We start from the raw sequence: 15,530 nt of genomic DNA on the forward strand, positions 1-15,530 counted from the left end.
ACGTCCGAGGCTGCGCCTGCGGGGTCCAGCCCGTCCGGGGAGCGCCCCGGCGCCCCCGCCCCGACACGCGGAGGCCCCATGACCGACCAGGTGACCCGGTGGATCGGGCAGCACGCCCACCCCCTCACCACACTCGACCCCGCAGCCCCGCCGACCGACCTCCTCCCCTTGGCCGACCTGGTGGGCGACGCCGCGGTGGTGGCCCTCGGCGCCTCGACCCGGCAGAGCCACGAGCTGTCCGCCCTCGCGCACCGCATCGTCCGGCTGCTGGTCGAGGAGCGGGGGTTCCGTTCGCTCGCCCTGGAGGGGGACGACGCGACGCGGGTCGGTCTCGACGCGTACGTCAGCACCGGGGCGGGGGACCCGCGGGCGCTGCTCGCCGGGGCCCGTTCCTTCTGGCGGACCGCGGAGATCCTCGACCTGGTCCACTGGATGCGCGCCTTCAACCTCCGCCACCCCGACGACCCCGTCCGGTTCGCCGGGTCCACCGTCACGGGCCCCGTCCCCGCGCTGGACGGCACGGCCGGGATCGAGTGGACGCTGGCCGCGGCGGCGATCCAGTGGCACGAACGCACGGGGGACAAGGTCGTCTACTGGGGCGGCCTCGCCCACACCGCGGCGGGCACCCCGACCTCCCCGACCGGCCACCGGAACGCAGGCGGCTACCTGCGCGAACGCTTCGGAACGGGATACGCCTCCCTCGGTCTCACCTTCCACCACGGCACGCTCCCCGCGACCGTCCCCCACCCACCGGCGCAGTACGCCGAAGCGGTCCTCGGCAGCGCCGGACCGGACGCCTACCTCCTCGATCTGCGCACCGACGCTCCCCCCGCCGTGCGCACCTGGCTCACCGCCCCGACCAGCACCCGCATGATCGGCCCCGGCTACGACCCGACCGAGGACACCGACCACCACATCACCGGCGGCGCGCTCACCGACTGGTTCGACGCCGTCCTCCACGTCCGGACGGTCACCCCGACCGGCCCCCTCTCCCCCGACGGGCCCGCCGGGCCGACGGCGTGAACCCGCCAGGACCGAGGGGGACGAGGTCCAGCAGGGCCGATGAGTTCCGGGGAGTCCTAGGGTCACTACTCAGAGAAACGGGGCCGGGCTCCGCGACGGGGCCCACCGAGCACGATCACAGGGAGCGGGACGATGACCGACCTTCAGAGCGAACTCCAGCACACCGTGGACCAGTTGGTGACGAAGGACGTCGAGCGGGGCGTCCAGGTGGCCGTCTACCGGGGCGGCGAGCTGATCGCCGAGGCCGTCGCGGGGGTCGCCGATCCGGCCACCGGGCGCGAGGTCACGCCCGGGACCCCGTTCTACAACTTCTCCATCGGCAAGGGCGCCACCGCCACGATCGCCCATCTCCTGGTGGAGAAGGGCCTGTTCGGCTACGACACGCCCGTCGCCGAGCTGTGGCCCGAGTTCGCCGCCCGCGGCAAGGAGAAGGTGACGGTCCGCCACGTCCTGACGCACACGGCGGGCGTCCCCGGCATCCCCCTGGACACCACGGTGGAGCAGCTCTGCGACTGGGACCACATGTGCGCGGCCCTCGCGGACGCCGAACTCTGGTGGGAGCCCGGGACCAAGATGGGCTACCACGCCTACACCTTCGGCTACCTGCTCGGCGAGATCACCCGCCGCACCACCGGCCGCACGATCTCCGAGGTGCTGCGCACGGAGATCACCGAGCCGCTGGGCATCGCCGACGAGCTGTACTTCGGCATGCCCGCCGCCGAGCACCACCGCCTCGCGGTGCTGGAGGACGTCCCCTCGACCTTCGACATGAGCCAGCTCCCGCCGGACACCCCGATGCTCAAGGCCGGGCCGCTGCACACCTTCCCCGACGCCGCGTTCGGCAGCCGGACCGACGTCCTCGCCGCCGACATCCCGGCCGGCGCCAAGACCAGCGCCCGGGCGATCGCCCGCATGTACGCGGCGCTGCTCGGTGAGGTCGACGGCGTGCGGCTGATCCCCGAGGCGCGGTTGCGGGAGGCCACGCAGCAGGCGGTCAGCGGTCCCGACGAGGTGTTCGGGATGCCCAGCACCTGGGCGCTCGGCTACGGCCTCGGTTCGATCGACACCGACCCCGAGCCCCGGATGACCACCTTCGGCCTCGGCGGCGTGGGCGGGAGCTTCGCCTGTGGCGACACGGTGTCCGGGGTCTCGTTCGCCGTCACCAAGAACCGGCTGGGCGCGGACTTCGCCACGGCGGCGACGATCAGCGCACTGGTGCACCGGCACACGTCCTGACGGTCCGCTCAGCCGCCCCGCGTCACCGCGGGGTCGCGGGCCCGTACGTAGACGCCCGTGCCGTGGCAGCGGCGGCACGGGCAGGGGCGGCAGGGCCCGGAGTTCGAGCCCGTCAGTACGGTGCCGGACCCCCGGCAGTGGGGGCACGCGTGCGGTTCCGTCACCGGTGGCACCGGCCGGGTACGAGGTAGGCGCCCAGGATGACGACCGCGCCCACCACGAAGAGGGACAGGGGCACCAGGGCGTCCAGGTTGCGGGCGACACCCCGCCAGAACGTGCCGCGCCGCCGGTGCCGCCTCACTGCTCGCCCGCGGCTTCCGTCTCGTGACGCGTCACCGGACCGATCACGGTGGTGAGGCGGCCCACCCGGACCCGCTGGAGCACGTCCTTCAACTGGTCCACCAGTCGCAACGCCTCCCACTCGGTGAGCATCAGCCCCGTTCCGGCGGGGACGGGGGTGTCCCCCTGCACCACCAGCAACGGGAGGAAGACCATGTCCGGGGCGTCGCCCTTGATGACCCGGTGGATCGGCTCGCCGGGCGCCCGGAGGATGGTGATGCCGATGGGGGTGGATTGCGCGGTCATGGAACGCCGTTCCCTTTCGTAGCCCTTGGTAGTCGTACGGCTACGAGTGTCCGAGGCGGCCGGTAGGGTCGGAAGTGGTCGGCCGTAGCCGGATGTTCCACTGCAACGAGGGGGTTGCGATGCCTGCACACAGGTCCGCGATGGTCGGATGCGCCTCAGCAAAGAGAATCCTCGCCGCAGAACTCGCACGCCTGCGGGCGGCGTCAGGGCAAAGCCTCGGGGCGCTGTCGGACCTGACCACGTACGACCGCGCGTATCTCCACAAGCTGGAGACCGGCAAGAGCAGCGGATCTCCCGAGGTGCTGGCCGCACTGGACGCCGTTTACGGGACCGGACAGCACTTGCAGGAGCTGTGGGAGCTGGCCAAGAACGAGGCGCACCCTGACAAGTACCAGCGGTTCATGGAGCGCGAACGGCAGGCCACAAGTCGCAAGCAGTACTCATTCAGCACCATCCCCGGGCTTCTCCAGACTGAGGGCTACATGCAGGAACTCATGGGGACGCACCTGAGTCATTCCGAAGAGGACCGGGCACGCCTCATCGCGGTCAGGCTGGGTCGCCAGGCCATGGTTCTCGGCAACCACCCCCAGCACTACCGTGCAATCCTGGACGAATCAGTCCTGCGCAGGCCCACCAAGGACGACCAGGTCTGGCAGGAGCAGTTGAGGGTGCTGATAGAGGCCACGAAGATGCCTAGCATCCGGATTCAAGTGTTGCCCTTCTCCGCCGGACTACACGGACTGTTGGGCGATTCGCTCACTCTGCTGCGGCTGCGGACGGGCAAGCTCATCGCCTATATGGAGGGAAATCGCGCCATGGATCTCGTCGAGGAACCGGATCGGGTGGAGCAGCTTGACCTCACCTACGACCTGTTGCGAGACGCCGCGCTACCTCCCGGGGAGTCCGCTCAGTTCCTCAGACACTTGCTGGAGGCCACGCCAAGTGCAAGCGATTCGCCGCACCCCGGGGGGAGAAGCCTTCAACTGGCGAAAGTCCAGTCTGAGCAATGGTGAAGGAGGAGACTGCCTCGAAGTCGGACGAGGCAACCACGCGAGCATCCCCATACGCGACAGCAAACGCCCCCACGGCCCCGTGCTCCTCGTAAGGAACGCCGCGTGGACCGCGTTCCTCGGAGCCGTACGGACCGGCGCGCCGCTGAGCAGCTGGCCGCGCGCCACGAGCGACGGACGGGGCCTCGGGTCAGGGCACGGTGATGACGATCTTGCCGCGCGCATGGCCGGTGGCGCTGAGGTCATGAGCCGCGGCGGACCCCTCCAACGGGAACACGGCGTGCAGCGGAACGGTGAGGCGGCCGTGGTCGGCGAGTTCGGCCGCCAGCGGAAGTCCGGCCCAGCCCGGTGACTGCCCGGCTTCGGAGCGGGAGAACCGCACTCCGTGCCGGTCGGCGTCGAAGTCCGCGATGGTCACCACGCGGTGCGGGTCGCCGACGATGGTCACCAGTTCGGCGAGGGAGCCCTTGCCCGCCGCGTCCAGAGCCACATCGACGCCGCGCGGGGCCAGTGGGGCGAGGCGATCGGCCAGCCCCGCCCCGTAGGTGACCGGTACGACGCCGAGTTGGTCCAGGAATCCGTGGTTGCCTTCGCTCGCCGTGCCGATCACGGTGAGTCCGCGGGCCCGGGCGAGTTGCGCGGTCATCGTACCGACGCCGCCGGCGGCACCGTCGATCAACAAGGTCATGCCGTCGGCGGCTTCCAGCGCTTCCAGCACCCGGGTGGCCGAGTCGATGTTGCCGGCGGCGCCGCCCGCTTCCTCGAAGGACCAGGACCGGGGCTTGGACGCCCACGCCTCCAGCACGGCGTACTGGGCCGCGGCGCCTCCCTGATCCAGGAAGGGGACGAGGCCGAACACGGCGTCTCCCACGGTGGTGCCGGTCACCCCTGCCCCCACCTCGTCGACGATTCCCGCGGCGTCCATGCCGGGGACGTGGGGGAAGTCCACGGTGGCGATGGACCGCAGCATCCCCGAGCGCAGGTACCAGTCGGCCGGGGTGACTCCGGTGGCACGCACCGCGATGCGGACCTGACCGGGCCCGGCGTGCGGCTCTTCGACCTCCTCCACGCGCAGGACCTCGGAACCGCCGTAGCGGTGGTATTGCACGGCAAACACGGAAGACCTCCGTACACACGGCACGTCGTTCGGCAGGAGAACTCGCAGCCACTCGCCTCTGCGGCGGCGGGCTGACCGCGGAACACCGCGGCACCACGTCACGCTAACCCCGCTCCGCGGTCGCCCCCTTCCGTTGGTGCTTAAGTGGGACACATGCCTGCCGAACTGCCTCGGAACCCGCCCCTCTCCGCCGCCGGGACCCCCGTACGCGCGCAGCGGGCCGACGCCCGGCACAACCGCGCCCGGCTCCTCCGGGCCGCCCGCGAGGCGTACGCCCTCGACGGCGCCGACGTCCCCTCCAGCGCGATCGCCCGCCGGGCGGGCGTCGGTACCGCGACCCTCTACCGGCACTTCCCGACCCGCGGCTCGCTGATCACCGCCGCGTTCTCCGAACAGCTCAGCCACTGCGTCGCAGCCCTCGACGAGGCCCTTCAGGACGACGATCCCTGGCGGGGGCTTCGCCACGTCCTCACCGAGGTGTGCACGATGCAGGCCCAGGACCGCGGGTTCAGCGCCGCGTTCCTGTCCCGGTTCCCCGACGCACCCGACGTCCGTCGTGAACGGGCCCGCGCCGAGGCGTCCCTCGCAGGACTGGTGCAGCGCGCGAAGGACGCCGGACAGCTGCGCAAGGACTTCGACCCCAGCGACGTCACCCTGCTGCTCCTGGCCAACGACGGCGTCGTGCGACGGTCCCCGGCCGCGTCCCTGGCCGCGTCCCGTCGCCTGCTCGCCTACTTCCTCCAGTCCTGCCTTCCGACGGACGGTACCCCCCTGCCCCGGCCCGCGCCGCTGCGCCTTGACGACCTCTACAAGAACCGCTGTGCGATCATGCCGTGACGGTCCTGGGGAGGGGCTGCGACGCTGGTCGGGATAGGGAGCTCGGTGTGGCCGCGGGTGGGGAGGAGCGCGGTTCGTCCGTGCCCGACGACGAGTGGGACCGGTTCCTGCGGGAGTCGGTGAACGGTACGTCGGACGACGCGCCCAAGGAGCCGTCCGCACGGGCCCGTGAGGTGACGCGGCGACTACGGGACGAACCCGCACCGCCGCAACCGTGGCGCACGTACGCGCCGGCCCGGCCGAAGCGGCGCACGGGCTGGTACGTGGCCGGGCTGCTGGCCGCGCTCGCCCTGCTGGTCGTGGCACTGGTGCCGGGGCTGAGCAGCGGATGGTTCGGCGACGAGGGGACCGTGCAGCCGCTCGCCGTGGAGTCGGAGCGTCCGAACGACCCGCCGCCGCTGGAGGACGCCCGACGCCCCACGCTGGACGAGCCGTTCAAGGGGTCGCCCGCGGCGCGCTGGGCGGACGGTGCGGCCGGGGTCACCGTGCCCGCGGCCAGGGCGACCGGCTGGATGGACAAGGCCGAGGTGGCGCGGGCCCTCGACCGGTCCCGGGAGTTCCTGAACGGGTCCAACCTGGACGCGGAGGTGTTGCGGGGCGAGCACCCGGCACGGGCCACCGCGCTGATCAACCCGGATCAGAAGGACGTGCAGGACTTCCTGAAGGCCGCGTTCCGTGCGCCGAACGAGGAGGACGACCCGCTGATGCTGTTCAGCCGGTTCGACCCGGCGCACACCCGTCCGGTCGGGGACGTCGTCAAGACCCGGGGGCGGTTGACGTACCGGGAGGGCGCGAAGGGTGCGCTCCTGGTCACCGCGGACGTCACGTACGTGTACCCGGTCGCCCCGGCGGCGGGCAGCGACGAGGTCGTGCGGACGATCGTGCGGCGCGAGCTGGTGCTGAGCTGGGACGATCCCGCGAAGGTGATCACCGAGCCGGGGACCTTCTCGCTCGTCTCGTACAAGCTCGACAGCACCAACGGCGGCTGCGGGGACTCCACCGGCTACTTCGCACCGGAGTTCGGCAGCGCGCGGCCCACCGAGGGGGCCGGCGGCCCCGAGGTCGACCCCTACGACCGCAGCACCTCGATGGACGAACACCTGCGGGCCTCCGGCGACGCGGAGTGCGGGACGGCGTCCCGTTCGTAGCGCACCCTCCGTGAACGGCCGTGCCCCGTCACCGCCCCGGCAGCACGGCCGCTCGTCACCGGCGTTCCGTCACACCGCGCTGGGAAGGATCGAGAAGACCACCCGGTGGTTGGTCTGTTCGTTGAGGCCCCACAGGCGACCCGATGACGGGGCGTAGGAGAGGTTCTGCGTCTGGGCGGGCGACCGGGTGAGCACGGTGGGGACGCCGCCCGGGAGCGACCTGAAGATGCACGAGTAGGACAGCGCGTCGCTGGTGTCGGCATCGCCCATGTAGCCGTCGGGGCACTGGCCGGCGAGGTAGTAGTGCGTGCCGTCCGTGGCGACGCCCTGGACCCGTCGGACCGACGGTGGCACCGCGTACACGGCTGTGGCCGTGGTGATGCCGAAGGTCGCCCCGCTGTCCGAGGCCAGGAGGTCGGTGGCGTCGTTCAGGGGCCAACGGGCCAGGTGGGCGGTGCGCGAGCCGGGGTTGAGGTACTGCCCGGAGACGAGGTGGTCGACGGGGCCGCTGCGGTCCAGGCTCAGGCTGCCCAGGCAGGCCTTCCCGTCGGCGCAGGTGCGGACGTTGGTCTCGGCGGGGACGGTGACGTAGCGGGCCACCATGGGCAGCGCCCACTGGTGGTAGCGGGCCGAGGAGACGCCGTTCGCGATGCCGACGCGGTCGGTCGCGGTGGACTCCATGCGCCACAGGTACTGGGTGTCGTAGACCTGCAACTCGCCGCCGTTGGCGACGTACAGCTTGTTCCCGTACCAGACCATGCCGTCCGCGTGGACGTTGGTGACCGCTTCGAAGGTGGCGCTGGCGCCCGTGTTCTTGGGCTTCACGAGCATGACGTGCCCGTAACTGCGGTCGGTTCCGGTGGACTTCAGGAAGGAGACCCGGGCGAACTGATCGCGGGTCGTCTCGCCGGTGCCGTAGTACCAGGACGCGACGTAGAGGTGGTGGCCGTCCACCGTGCCGCCGGGCTGGGCGTCGTGGGAGGCGGTCAGGCCCTGGGGGTGCCAGCCGCCGGACCAGGCGCTGGTGGCGTCGTCACCTGCGTCCCAACAGAAGCCGTCGTACAGGTAGGCCCCGTTCAGTCCGGTGCCGTGACACAGCGGCCGGCCCACGTGCTGCCGCGACAGGGCCACCGCGGCCGGCGAAGTGCGGGTCACGTTGCCCGTGGCCTCCACGGCCCGTATCGACGCTCCGTAGGTGTCCAGATCGGCCGGCGCCGGGTGGAGCTTGTACGTGTTGCGCTGCGCCGCCGGCAGCGGGTCCAGGGTGGTCGTCGACTGGGCGCCGGACGTGTTCGCGGTGGCGGGCTGGACGCCGGTGAGGGTCGCGGCGACCACGGACAGGACCAGGAGCAGCAGCAGGGTCCTCGCCCGCTGCACCACTGGGAGGCGTTCGCTGGTAGTCATGGCCCTGGACCCTAGGTGGGGGCGGCGGGGTCCACCAGGGTGCGTGCCGGGCCGTCGGGCTCCGCGGCGCCCGGTCAGTGCGGGATGCCGTCGATCAGGTCCCGGGCGCCCTGGCGCAGCAGTGCGACGGCCACGGAGGTTCCGAGCGTCGCCGGGTCGAGCCGGCCGGCCCATTCGTGGGCGTTCAGGATGGTCTTGCCGTCGGGGGTGAACACACAGGCGCGCAGGGAGAGTTCACCGGCGCGGGCGGAGGCGTAGCCGGCGATGGGGCTGTTGCAGTGGCCTTGCAGCACATGGAGGAACATGCGCTCGGCGGTGGCCTCGCGGTGGGTGCCCGGGTCGCCGAGGGCGCTGACCGTCTCGATGGTGTCCTGGTCGTCCTCCCGGCACTGGAGGGCGATGATGCCGGCGCCGATGGGCGGCATCATCGCCTCGGGCGACAGCACCTCGCTGATCACGTCGGTGCGCTCGATCCGTTCCAGTCCGGAGACGGCGAGCAGGAGTGCGTCGGCGGCGCCGTGCGCGAGTTTCTCCAACCGGAGGTTGGCGTTGCCGCGGATCGGTACGCAGTGCAAGTGGGGGTGGCTGCGGGCGAGTTGGGCGGTGCGCCGGACGGAGGAGGTGCCGACCCGGGTGCCCGGCGGGAGGGCGTCGAGGGTGAGTCCGCCGGGGTGGACCAGGGCGTCGCGGATGTCGTCGCGGGCGAGCATCGCGGCGAAGACGGTTCCGGCGGGCAGCGGGCGGTCGGCGGGCACGTCCTTGACGCAGTGCACGGCGACGTCCGCCTCGTCGTTGAGCAGGGCGGCGTCGACCTCCTTGGTGAACGCCCCCTTGCCCTCGACGGCGGCGAGGTCGCCCTGCCACTTGTCGCCGGTGGTCTTCACGGGGACCACCGTGGTGGTGACGTCCGGGTGGTGCGCGGCCAGGAGGGCACGGACCCGTTCGACCTGGGCGAGCGCCATCGGGGAGTCGCGGGTGACGATGCGGATCAGCTCGGGCGCGGACATGGGCACACCTTAGGGCCTGCCGACGATCTCCGTGACCCCCACCGGGAGGGCCGGTGCGACGGGCCCGGAACGCGTGGACCCCGGCCGCGCGGGTGCGGGGCCGGGGTCCACGGTGGTTCCTGGGCGACGGGGCTCACCCGCTACGGGGAAGGGTCCCCGTACCGGACGGGTTCACCCCCGTCGCCCGGAAGGGTTCAGCAGCCGATGAGGCGGGCGGCGAGGTAGCCCTCGATCTGGTCGAGGGAGACCCGCTCCTGCTTCATCGTGTCGCGCTCACGGACGGTGACCGCGTTGTCGTCGAGGGTGTCGAAGTCGACGGTCACGCAGAACGGGGTGCCGATCTCGTCCTGGCGACGGTAGCGGCGGCCGATGGCGCCGGCGTCGTCGAAGTCGATGTTCCAGTGCTGGCGCAGCGCGGTCGCCAGGCCCTTGGCCTTCGGCGAGAGCTCCGGGTTGCGGGACAGCGGCAGCACGGCGACCTTGACGGGCGCCAGGCGCGGGTCGAGGCGCAGCACGGTGCGCTTCTCCAGCTTGCCCTTGGCGTTGGGCGCCTCGTCCTCGACGTAGGCGTCGAGGAGGAAGGCGAGCATCGTGCGGCCGACACCGGCGGCGGGCTCGATGACGTAGGGGGTCCAGCGCTCGCCGGCCTCCTGGTCGAAGTACGAGAGGTCCTGGCCGGACGCCTTGGAGTGCGCCGAGAGGTCGTAGTCCGTGCGGTTGGCGACGCCCTCCAGCTCACCCCACTCGTTGCCGCCGAAGCGGAAGCGGTACTCGATGTCCGCGGTCCGCTTGGAGTAGTGGGAGAGCTTCTCCTGCGCGTGCTCGTACCAGCGCATGTTCTCCTCGCGCAGGCCCAGGCCGGTGTACCAGTTCCAGCGCTGCTCCATCCAGTACTCCTGCCACTTCTCGTCCTCGCCCGGCTTGACGAAGAACTCCATCTCCATCTGCTCGAACTCGCGGGTGCGGAAGATGAAGTTGCCCGGCGTGATCTCGTTGCGGAACGACTTGCCCATCTGGGCGATGCCGAACGGCGGCTTGCGCCGCGAGGTCTGCTGGACCTGGGAGAAGTTGGTGAAGATGCCCTGCGCCGTCTCGGGCCGCAGGTAGGCGACGGAGCCGCTGTCCTGGGTGGGGCCGAGGTGGGTGGCGAGCAGGCCGGAGAACTGCTTGGGCTCGGTGAACTGACCCTTGTTGCCGCAGTTGGGGCAGTTGATGTCGGCCAGACCGTTCTCGGGGAGGCGGCCGTGCTTGGCCTCGTAGCCCTCCTCCAGGTGGTCGGCGCGGTAGCGCTTGTGGCAGGAGGTGCACTCGGTGAGCGGGTCGGAGAAGGTGGCTACGTGACCCGAAGCCTCCCAGACCTCCGTGGCGAGGATCACCGAGGAGTCGATGCCGACGACGTCCTCACGGGACGTGACCATGTAGCGCCACCACTGACGCTTGATGTTCTCCTTGAGCTCGACGCCCAGCGGCCCGTAATCCCAGGCGGCGCGCTGGCCTCCGTAGATCTCGCTGCACGGGTAGACGAAGCCACGGCGCTTGCTCAGGCTGACGATGGTGTCGATCTTGTCGGCGGCCACGGTGCTCTCTTCATTACGACGGATGACGACGGGGTGACGACGGCGCGAAGCGAATGCTTCCGAGCGAATGCCCAAGGTTACGGCGCAGGCACGGGCCGGGCCAACTCCGGTCGGCCAAGTCTCGTTGGCCGGTCCACCGGTCCCCCGACGGCGTCCGCACCGGGGTCGACGTCGGGGTCGGCGTCGGGGTCCGCGCCGGCTCGGGGCGCGTCGGGTGACGGGCCGGGTGACGGGCCGCGGTCGGGGGGCTCCGGAACGGGGTCGCGTACGCCGTTCGGACGGGATGATCTCGTTCGAGTGATGTGGGCGACTAGCCGGTTTATTGACAATCGTTTCCAGTTTTGTTGAAAATGACAGTCATGAACGTACGACGCCTGATACCCGGCACCGCCGTCGCGGCCACCGCGACCGCCTTGGTCGCCCTGACCGCCCTGACCGGCTGCGGGAACGCGGGCGCGTCCGGCGACGACGGCAAGCTCGACGTCATGGCCTCGTTCTATCCGCTCGGCTACCTCGTGGACGAGATCGGCGGTGACCACGTGCGGCTCACCACCCTGACCGAGCCCGGCCAGGAGCCGCACGACCTGGAGGTCAGCGCCCGACAGCGGGCCGCCATGGAGGAGTCCGACCTCATCGTCTACCTCAAGGGGCTCCAGCCCGCCGTGGACGAGGCGGTCGGACAGTCCGAGGCCCGGACGAAGGTCGACGCGACCACGCTCACCTCCCTGGAGAAGACCGGCGCCGCCCGCTCCGAGGAGCCGGCCGACGAACACCCGGAGCACACCGAGGGCCCCGAGCACGGCGAGCCCGGCCACGAGCACCAGGACGGCGACGAAGCCCACGCCGACGAGGGCCACACCCACGAAAGCGGTGAGGCGCACGCCGACGAGGGGGGCGGGGAGGACGCGCACGCCGACGACCACGGCCACGACCACAGCCACGACGGCCCCGACCCGCACATCTGGCTGGACCCGGTGCGCTACTCGGAGGTCGCCGAGGGGGTCGGCAAGGCACTGGAGAAGGCCGACCCCGACCACGCGCCCGACTACCGCAACCGTACGGACGCGCTGGTCAAGCGGCTGGACGCACTGCACACCACGTTCCGGAGCGGTCTGAAGGACACCCGTACCGAGGTCTTCATCACCACGCACTCCGCCTTCGGCTACCTCGCCGACCGGTACGGACTGATCGAGGAGTCGATCAGCGGCCTCAACCCCGAGAGCGAGCCGAGCGGCGCCCGGATCAAGGAACTCCAGAAGGTGGCGAAGGCCGACGACGTGAACACGGTCTTCTACGAGACGCTGGTCTCCGACCGCACCGCGAAGTCCCTCGCCGCCGACACCGGGATGCGCACCGACGTCCTCGACCCGATCGAGGGCATCACCGAGAAGTCCCGGGGCGACGACTACTTCCAGGTCATGGAGGCCAACCTCGCCGCCCTGCGCACCGCACTGGGCGCCAAGTGACGCCCGGCCCCGGGAATGCCCCGGGGCCATCGGCACGCTGACCGTGCCGGACACCGAACGAGGCCGTGACGGCCGGGAAGGACGCGGACCCGTGAACCACACGGACCACACGCACGGCACGGGCGACCCCGCGCGCCCGAGCGGAGACCCGGTCATCGCCCTGCGCGGGGTGAGCGCCCACCTGGGCTCGCGCCCCGTGCTGCGCGGCATCGACCTCACCGTCGACCGGGGCCAGGTCGTCGCCCTGCTCGGCGCCAACGGCTCGGGCAAGTCGACGGCGGTCCGCACCGTCATCGGCCAGGTCCCGGTGACCGGCGGCACCGTGGAACTGTTCGGCGTCCCCCGCCACCGCTTCCGCGACTGGGCCCGCATCGGCTACGTACCCCAGCGCACCACCGCGGCCAGCGGCGTCCCGGCGACCGTCGCCGAGGTCGTCACCTCGGGGCGGCTGGCCCGCTCCCGCTTCGGGCTGCTCCGCCGGGCCGACCGGACGGCCGTGCACGACGCGCTGGAGCGGGTCGGCATGGCGGACCGGGCCAAGGACCCCGTCGACGCGCTCTCCGGCGGCCAGCACCAGCGGGTGCTGATCGCCCGCGCCCTGGCCGCCGAACCGGAGCTCCTGATCATGGACGAGCCGATGGCGGGCGTCGACCTGACCAGCCAGGAGGTACTGGCGGCGACCCTGCGGGAGCAGGTCACGGCGGGCGCCTCGGTGCTGCTGGTGCTGCACGAGCTGGGACCGCTGGAGCCCCTGATCGACCGGGCCGTCGTGCTGCGGGACGGCTGCGTCCTGCACGACGGACCGCCCCCGAAGGCCCTGGGTCAGCACGCGCTGCCCGGCCACGACCACGTCCACCCCCACGCGCCCGGCCCGGAGCCGCTGCGCACCGGTCTGTTGAGCTGAGGACGACGGCTGATGGAGATCCTCGACTACGCCTTCATGCAGCGGGCCCTGCTCGCCGCGGTACTCGTCGGCATCACGGCCCCCGCGGTCGGCATCTACCTGGTGCAGCGCCGCCAGTCCCTGATGGGCGACGGCATCGGACACGTCGCGATGACCGGGGTCGGCCTCGGCTTCCTGCTGTCCGCCTCGCCGGTGTGGATGGCGATGGCGGTCGCCGTGCTCGGCGCGGTCACCATGGAACTGATCCGCTGGTACGGCAAGACCCGCGGTGACATCGCGCTCGCCATGCTCTTCTACGGCGGCATGGCCGGCGGCGTCATGTTCATCAACCTGGCGCCGGGCGGTTCCAACGCCAACCTGAACTCCTACCTGTTCGGCTCGCTCTCGACGGTGTCCTCGGACGACGTCCTCGCGATCTGCCTGCTGGCGGCGTTCGTCGTACTGGTGACGGTCGGGCTGCGCCGACAGCTCTTCGCGGTCAGCCAGGACGAGGAGTTCGCCCGGGTGACCGGGCTGCCGGTGCGGTTCCTGAACCTGCTGACGGCCGTGACGGCCGCCGTCACCGTGACCGTCGCCATGCGGGTGGTCGGGCTGCTGCTGGTCAGCGCGCTGATGGTGGTGCCCGTCGCCGCGGCCCAGCAACTCACCCGGTCGTTCGCCGCCACCTTCGCCGTGGCCGTCGCGATCGGCGTCTCGGTGACGCTCGGCGGCACCGTCACCTCGTACTACCAGGACGTCCCGCCGGGCGCCACGATCGTGCTGCTGACGATCGGCGTGTTCATCGCACTGACCGTGCTGGCCGCGCCCCTGGCCCGCCGACGCGCCCGCAGGGCGGCCCCCGCCGACGGCGACGGCGCCCCCCTGGAGTGCGCCGTCCCGAGCTCGCACTGAACCGGGCGCCACACCCGGAAGGCAGGCCCCGGCGACGTCCGCGGGGGAACCCACACAACCCCCACACACCCGGGGAACCGACACGAGCCACCCCACCAGAACAGGGAGGAATCACCCCGCACCGACGGAGCGACGGCGTCCGCCGCCCGACCGGTGCACCGCACCGGGGGGTCAGCGCCTGGCACAATGGCCGGGCAGGAGACCAGGAGGAGGCCATCGTGACAGCCCCGGTTCGAGGCAGGTCCACCCGCCAACGCGCGGCCGTGGCGGCAGCGCTCGAAGAGGTGGACGAGTTCCGCAGTGCCCAGGACCTCCACGACATGCTCAAACACAAGGGCGACTCGGTCGGCCTGACCACGGTGTACCGCACCCTGCAATCCCTCGCCGACGCCGGTGAGGTCGACGTCCTGCGCACCTCCGACGGCGAGGCCGTCTACCGCCGCTGTTCCAGCGGCGAGCACCACCACCACCTGGTCTGTCGCGCCTGCGGCAAGGCCGTGGAGGTGGAGGGGCCGGCCGTCGAGAAGTGGGCCGAGGCCATCGCGGCGGAACACGGTTTCGTGAACGTCGCGCACACCGTGGAGATCTTCGGCACCTGCGCGGAGTGCGCGCGGACGGAGACGGAGTCGGAGTCGGAGAAAAGCTGACCCCCGCCCCGTACCGCCGTCGCGTGCCGTTCGGTGCCGCCCCGCACGGGACGGCAGGGAACGGCACGGACGGCACCGAACGGGTCAGGCGCGGTGCAGCCGCCGGTCCAGCAGCTCCCGTAGCCGGTCCACGTCCTCGGGCCGCTGCACGCCCGCCTTCGGCAGCACGGAGAAGCCGGCGCCGTTCCGGTCGCCCAGGAACAGCACGAACGAACGGCGCGTCTCCCGGTAGCGCCCGAACGAGGACCACCGGGCCCGGATCTGCGTGTGGTCGCCGGTGAACGTCAGCGACTCCTCGTCCAACACGGCGTGCAGCGGCCCCTCGTAGTCGGCCGCGCGCTGGTGCATCCGCCCGTAGGACCAGCCCTGCACGACCAGCACCAGCACGGCCACGAACACGGCCGCCACCAGCGCGAACAGCCACCAGACGGGTTCGTCACCGGCCAGCAGGGACACCGGCAGCGCACCTCCGGCGGCCCAGCAGACCGCCATCACGCCGAGCTGCGTCCGACGGGCCGACGGTATCGCCTTCGCCCGCTCGGCCAACGCCTCCTGGAAGTCCTTGGCGACCAACTCGTAGCGCAGTTCGATGCGCTCCCCGACCACCGGTGCCGTACTCCCCGTCGACTGCGTCGCCTCGTCCACGCCCCGCGTCCCTCCCCGTTCCGGTCCGTCCCT

Annotated in this window: 16 protein-coding genes and 1 pseudogene; 10 read left to right on the forward strand and 7 right to left on the reverse strand. The window is 71.6% G+C overall.

Annotation, left to right across the window (positions count from 1 at the left end):
* Nucleotides 1–78 precede the first annotated feature (78 nt).
* On the forward strand, nt 79–1,023 hold the full coding sequence (locus ACFYOU_RS06085) for an erythromycin esterase family protein (RefSeq protein ID WP_391303877.1): 945 nt from the start codon (nt 79–81) through the stop codon (nt 1,021–1,023).
* A 132-nt stretch (nt 1,024–1,155) separates the two neighbouring features.
* Nucleotides 1,156–2,259 carry a serine hydrolase domain-containing protein gene (locus tag ACFYOU_RS06090; protein ID WP_385487744.1) on the forward strand — a complete coding sequence of 368 codons (1,104 nt, stop codon included), beginning with the start codon at nt 1,156–1,158 and terminating at the stop codon, nt 2,257–2,259.
* A 160-nt stretch (nt 2,260–2,419) separates the two neighbouring features.
* On the opposite strand, the gene ACFYOU_RS06095 is transcribed toward ACFYOU_RS06090, so the two are convergent.
* Nucleotides 2,420–2,560, reverse strand: a complete 141-nt coding sequence (locus tag ACFYOU_RS06095) for a hypothetical protein (RefSeq protein ID WP_387010433.1) — start codon at nt 2,558–2,560, stop codon at nt 2,420–2,422.
* Nucleotides 2,557–2,844 carry a hypothetical protein gene (locus ACFYOU_RS06100; protein ID WP_389762939.1) on the reverse strand — a complete coding sequence of 96 codons (288 nt, stop codon included), beginning with the start codon at nt 2,842–2,844 and terminating at the stop codon, nt 2,557–2,559. The genes ACFYOU_RS06095 and ACFYOU_RS06100 overlap by 4 nt, the downstream gene beginning before the upstream one ends.
* A gap of 119 nt (nt 2,845–2,963) precedes the next feature.
* Here ACFYOU_RS06100 and ACFYOU_RS06105 point away from each other — a divergent pair, with 119 nt between their 5' ends.
* Both ACFYOU_RS06105 and ACFYOU_RS06110 read left to right on the forward strand, forming a co-directional pair.
* Nucleotides 2,964–3,857, forward strand: a complete 894-nt coding sequence (locus tag ACFYOU_RS06105) for a Scr1 family TA system antitoxin-like transcriptional regulator (protein ID WP_391303878.1) — start codon at nt 2,964–2,966, stop codon at nt 3,855–3,857.
* Nucleotides 3,844–3,927 (forward strand): annotated as a pseudogene (locus ACFYOU_RS06110) (DUF397 domain-containing protein); the annotation flags it as partial. The gene ACFYOU_RS06105 and the pseudogene ACFYOU_RS06110, both read left to right, overlap by 14 nt.
* Nucleotides 3,928–4,044: 117 nt before the next feature.
* On the opposite strand, the gene ACFYOU_RS06115 reads toward ACFYOU_RS06110, so the two are convergent.
* Entirely contained in the window at nt 4,045–4,971 is a 927-nt protein-coding gene (locus ACFYOU_RS06115; protein ID WP_389762946.1) for an NADP-dependent oxidoreductase, read from the reverse strand.
* Between the two features lie 153 nt (nt 4,972–5,124).
* On the opposite strand from ACFYOU_RS06115, the gene ACFYOU_RS06120 reads away from it, so the two are divergent.
* Both ACFYOU_RS06120 and ACFYOU_RS06125 read left to right on the forward strand, forming a co-directional pair.
* A complete protein-coding gene (locus ACFYOU_RS06120) occupies nt 5,125–5,808 on the forward strand; it encodes a TetR/AcrR family transcriptional regulator (RefSeq protein WP_389762948.1) in 684 nt (227 codons plus the stop codon).
* A 47-nt stretch (nt 5,809–5,855) separates the two neighbouring features.
* The gene (locus ACFYOU_RS06125) at nt 5,856–6,956 is read left to right on the forward strand and encodes a hypothetical protein (protein WP_391303879.1); all 1,101 of its coding nucleotides are present in this window, start codon (nt 5,856–5,858) and stop codon (nt 6,954–6,956) included.
* 69 nt (nt 6,957–7,025) lie between these two features.
* Here the strand turns inward: ACFYOU_RS06125 and ACFYOU_RS06130 are convergent, their stop codons facing one another.
* The 3 genes from ACFYOU_RS06130 to ACFYOU_RS06140 all read right to left on the reverse strand — a co-directional run bounded on the left by ACFYOU_RS06130 (nt 7,026) and on the right by ACFYOU_RS06140 (nt 10,944).
* Entirely contained in the window at nt 7,026–8,360 is a 1,335-nt protein-coding gene (locus tag ACFYOU_RS06130) for a hypothetical protein (RefSeq protein ID WP_391303880.1), read from the reverse strand.
* Nucleotides 8,361–8,434: 74 nt separating this feature from the next.
* A complete protein-coding gene (hemC, locus tag ACFYOU_RS06135) occupies nt 8,435–9,373 on the reverse strand; it encodes a hydroxymethylbilane synthase (protein ID WP_391303881.1) in 939 nt (312 codons plus the stop codon).
* Between the two features lie 188 nt (nt 9,374–9,561).
* Nucleotides 9,562–10,944 (reverse strand): glycine--tRNA ligase, encoded by a 1,383-nt coding sequence (locus tag ACFYOU_RS06140; protein ID WP_387010441.1) that lies wholly within the window; start codon nt 10,942–10,944, stop codon nt 9,562–9,564.
* A 359-nt stretch (nt 10,945–11,303) separates the two neighbouring features.
* Here ACFYOU_RS06140 and ACFYOU_RS06145 point away from each other — a divergent pair, with 359 nt between their 5' ends.
* The 4 genes from ACFYOU_RS06145 to ACFYOU_RS06160 all read left to right on the forward strand — a co-directional run bounded on the left by ACFYOU_RS06145 (nt 11,304) and on the right by ACFYOU_RS06160 (nt 14,852).
* Complete coding sequence (locus ACFYOU_RS06145) at nt 11,304–12,410, forward strand: metal ABC transporter solute-binding protein, Zn/Mn family (RefSeq protein WP_391303882.1); 1,107 nt, start codon at nt 11,304–11,306, stop codon at nt 12,408–12,410.
* A gap of 91 nt (nt 12,411–12,501) precedes the next feature.
* Entirely contained in the window at nt 12,502–13,314 is an 813-nt protein-coding gene (locus ACFYOU_RS06150) for a metal ABC transporter ATP-binding protein (RefSeq protein WP_389762958.1), read from the forward strand.
* Between the two features lie 12 nt (nt 13,315–13,326).
* Entirely contained in the window at nt 13,327–14,205 is an 879-nt protein-coding gene (locus ACFYOU_RS06155) for an iron chelate uptake ABC transporter family permease subunit (RefSeq protein ID WP_391303883.1), read from the forward strand.
* Nucleotides 14,206–14,420: 215 nt separating this feature from the next.
* Entirely contained in the window at nt 14,421–14,852 is a 432-nt protein-coding gene (locus tag ACFYOU_RS06160; protein WP_391304214.1) for a transcriptional repressor, read from the forward strand.
* Between the two features lie 84 nt (nt 14,853–14,936).
* Here the strand turns inward: ACFYOU_RS06160 and ACFYOU_RS06165 are convergent, their stop codons facing one another.
* Nucleotides 14,937–15,497, reverse strand: coding sequence for a YcxB family protein (locus ACFYOU_RS06165; RefSeq protein ID WP_391303884.1), 561 nt, complete (start codon nt 15,495–15,497; stop codon nt 14,937–14,939).
* Between the last annotated feature and the right edge of the window lie 33 nt (nt 15,498–15,530).

This window comes from Streptomyces sp. NPDC005955, from assembly GCF_042871255.1.
Lineage (GTDB): Bacteria > Actinomycetota > Actinomycetes > Streptomycetales > Streptomycetaceae > Streptomyces.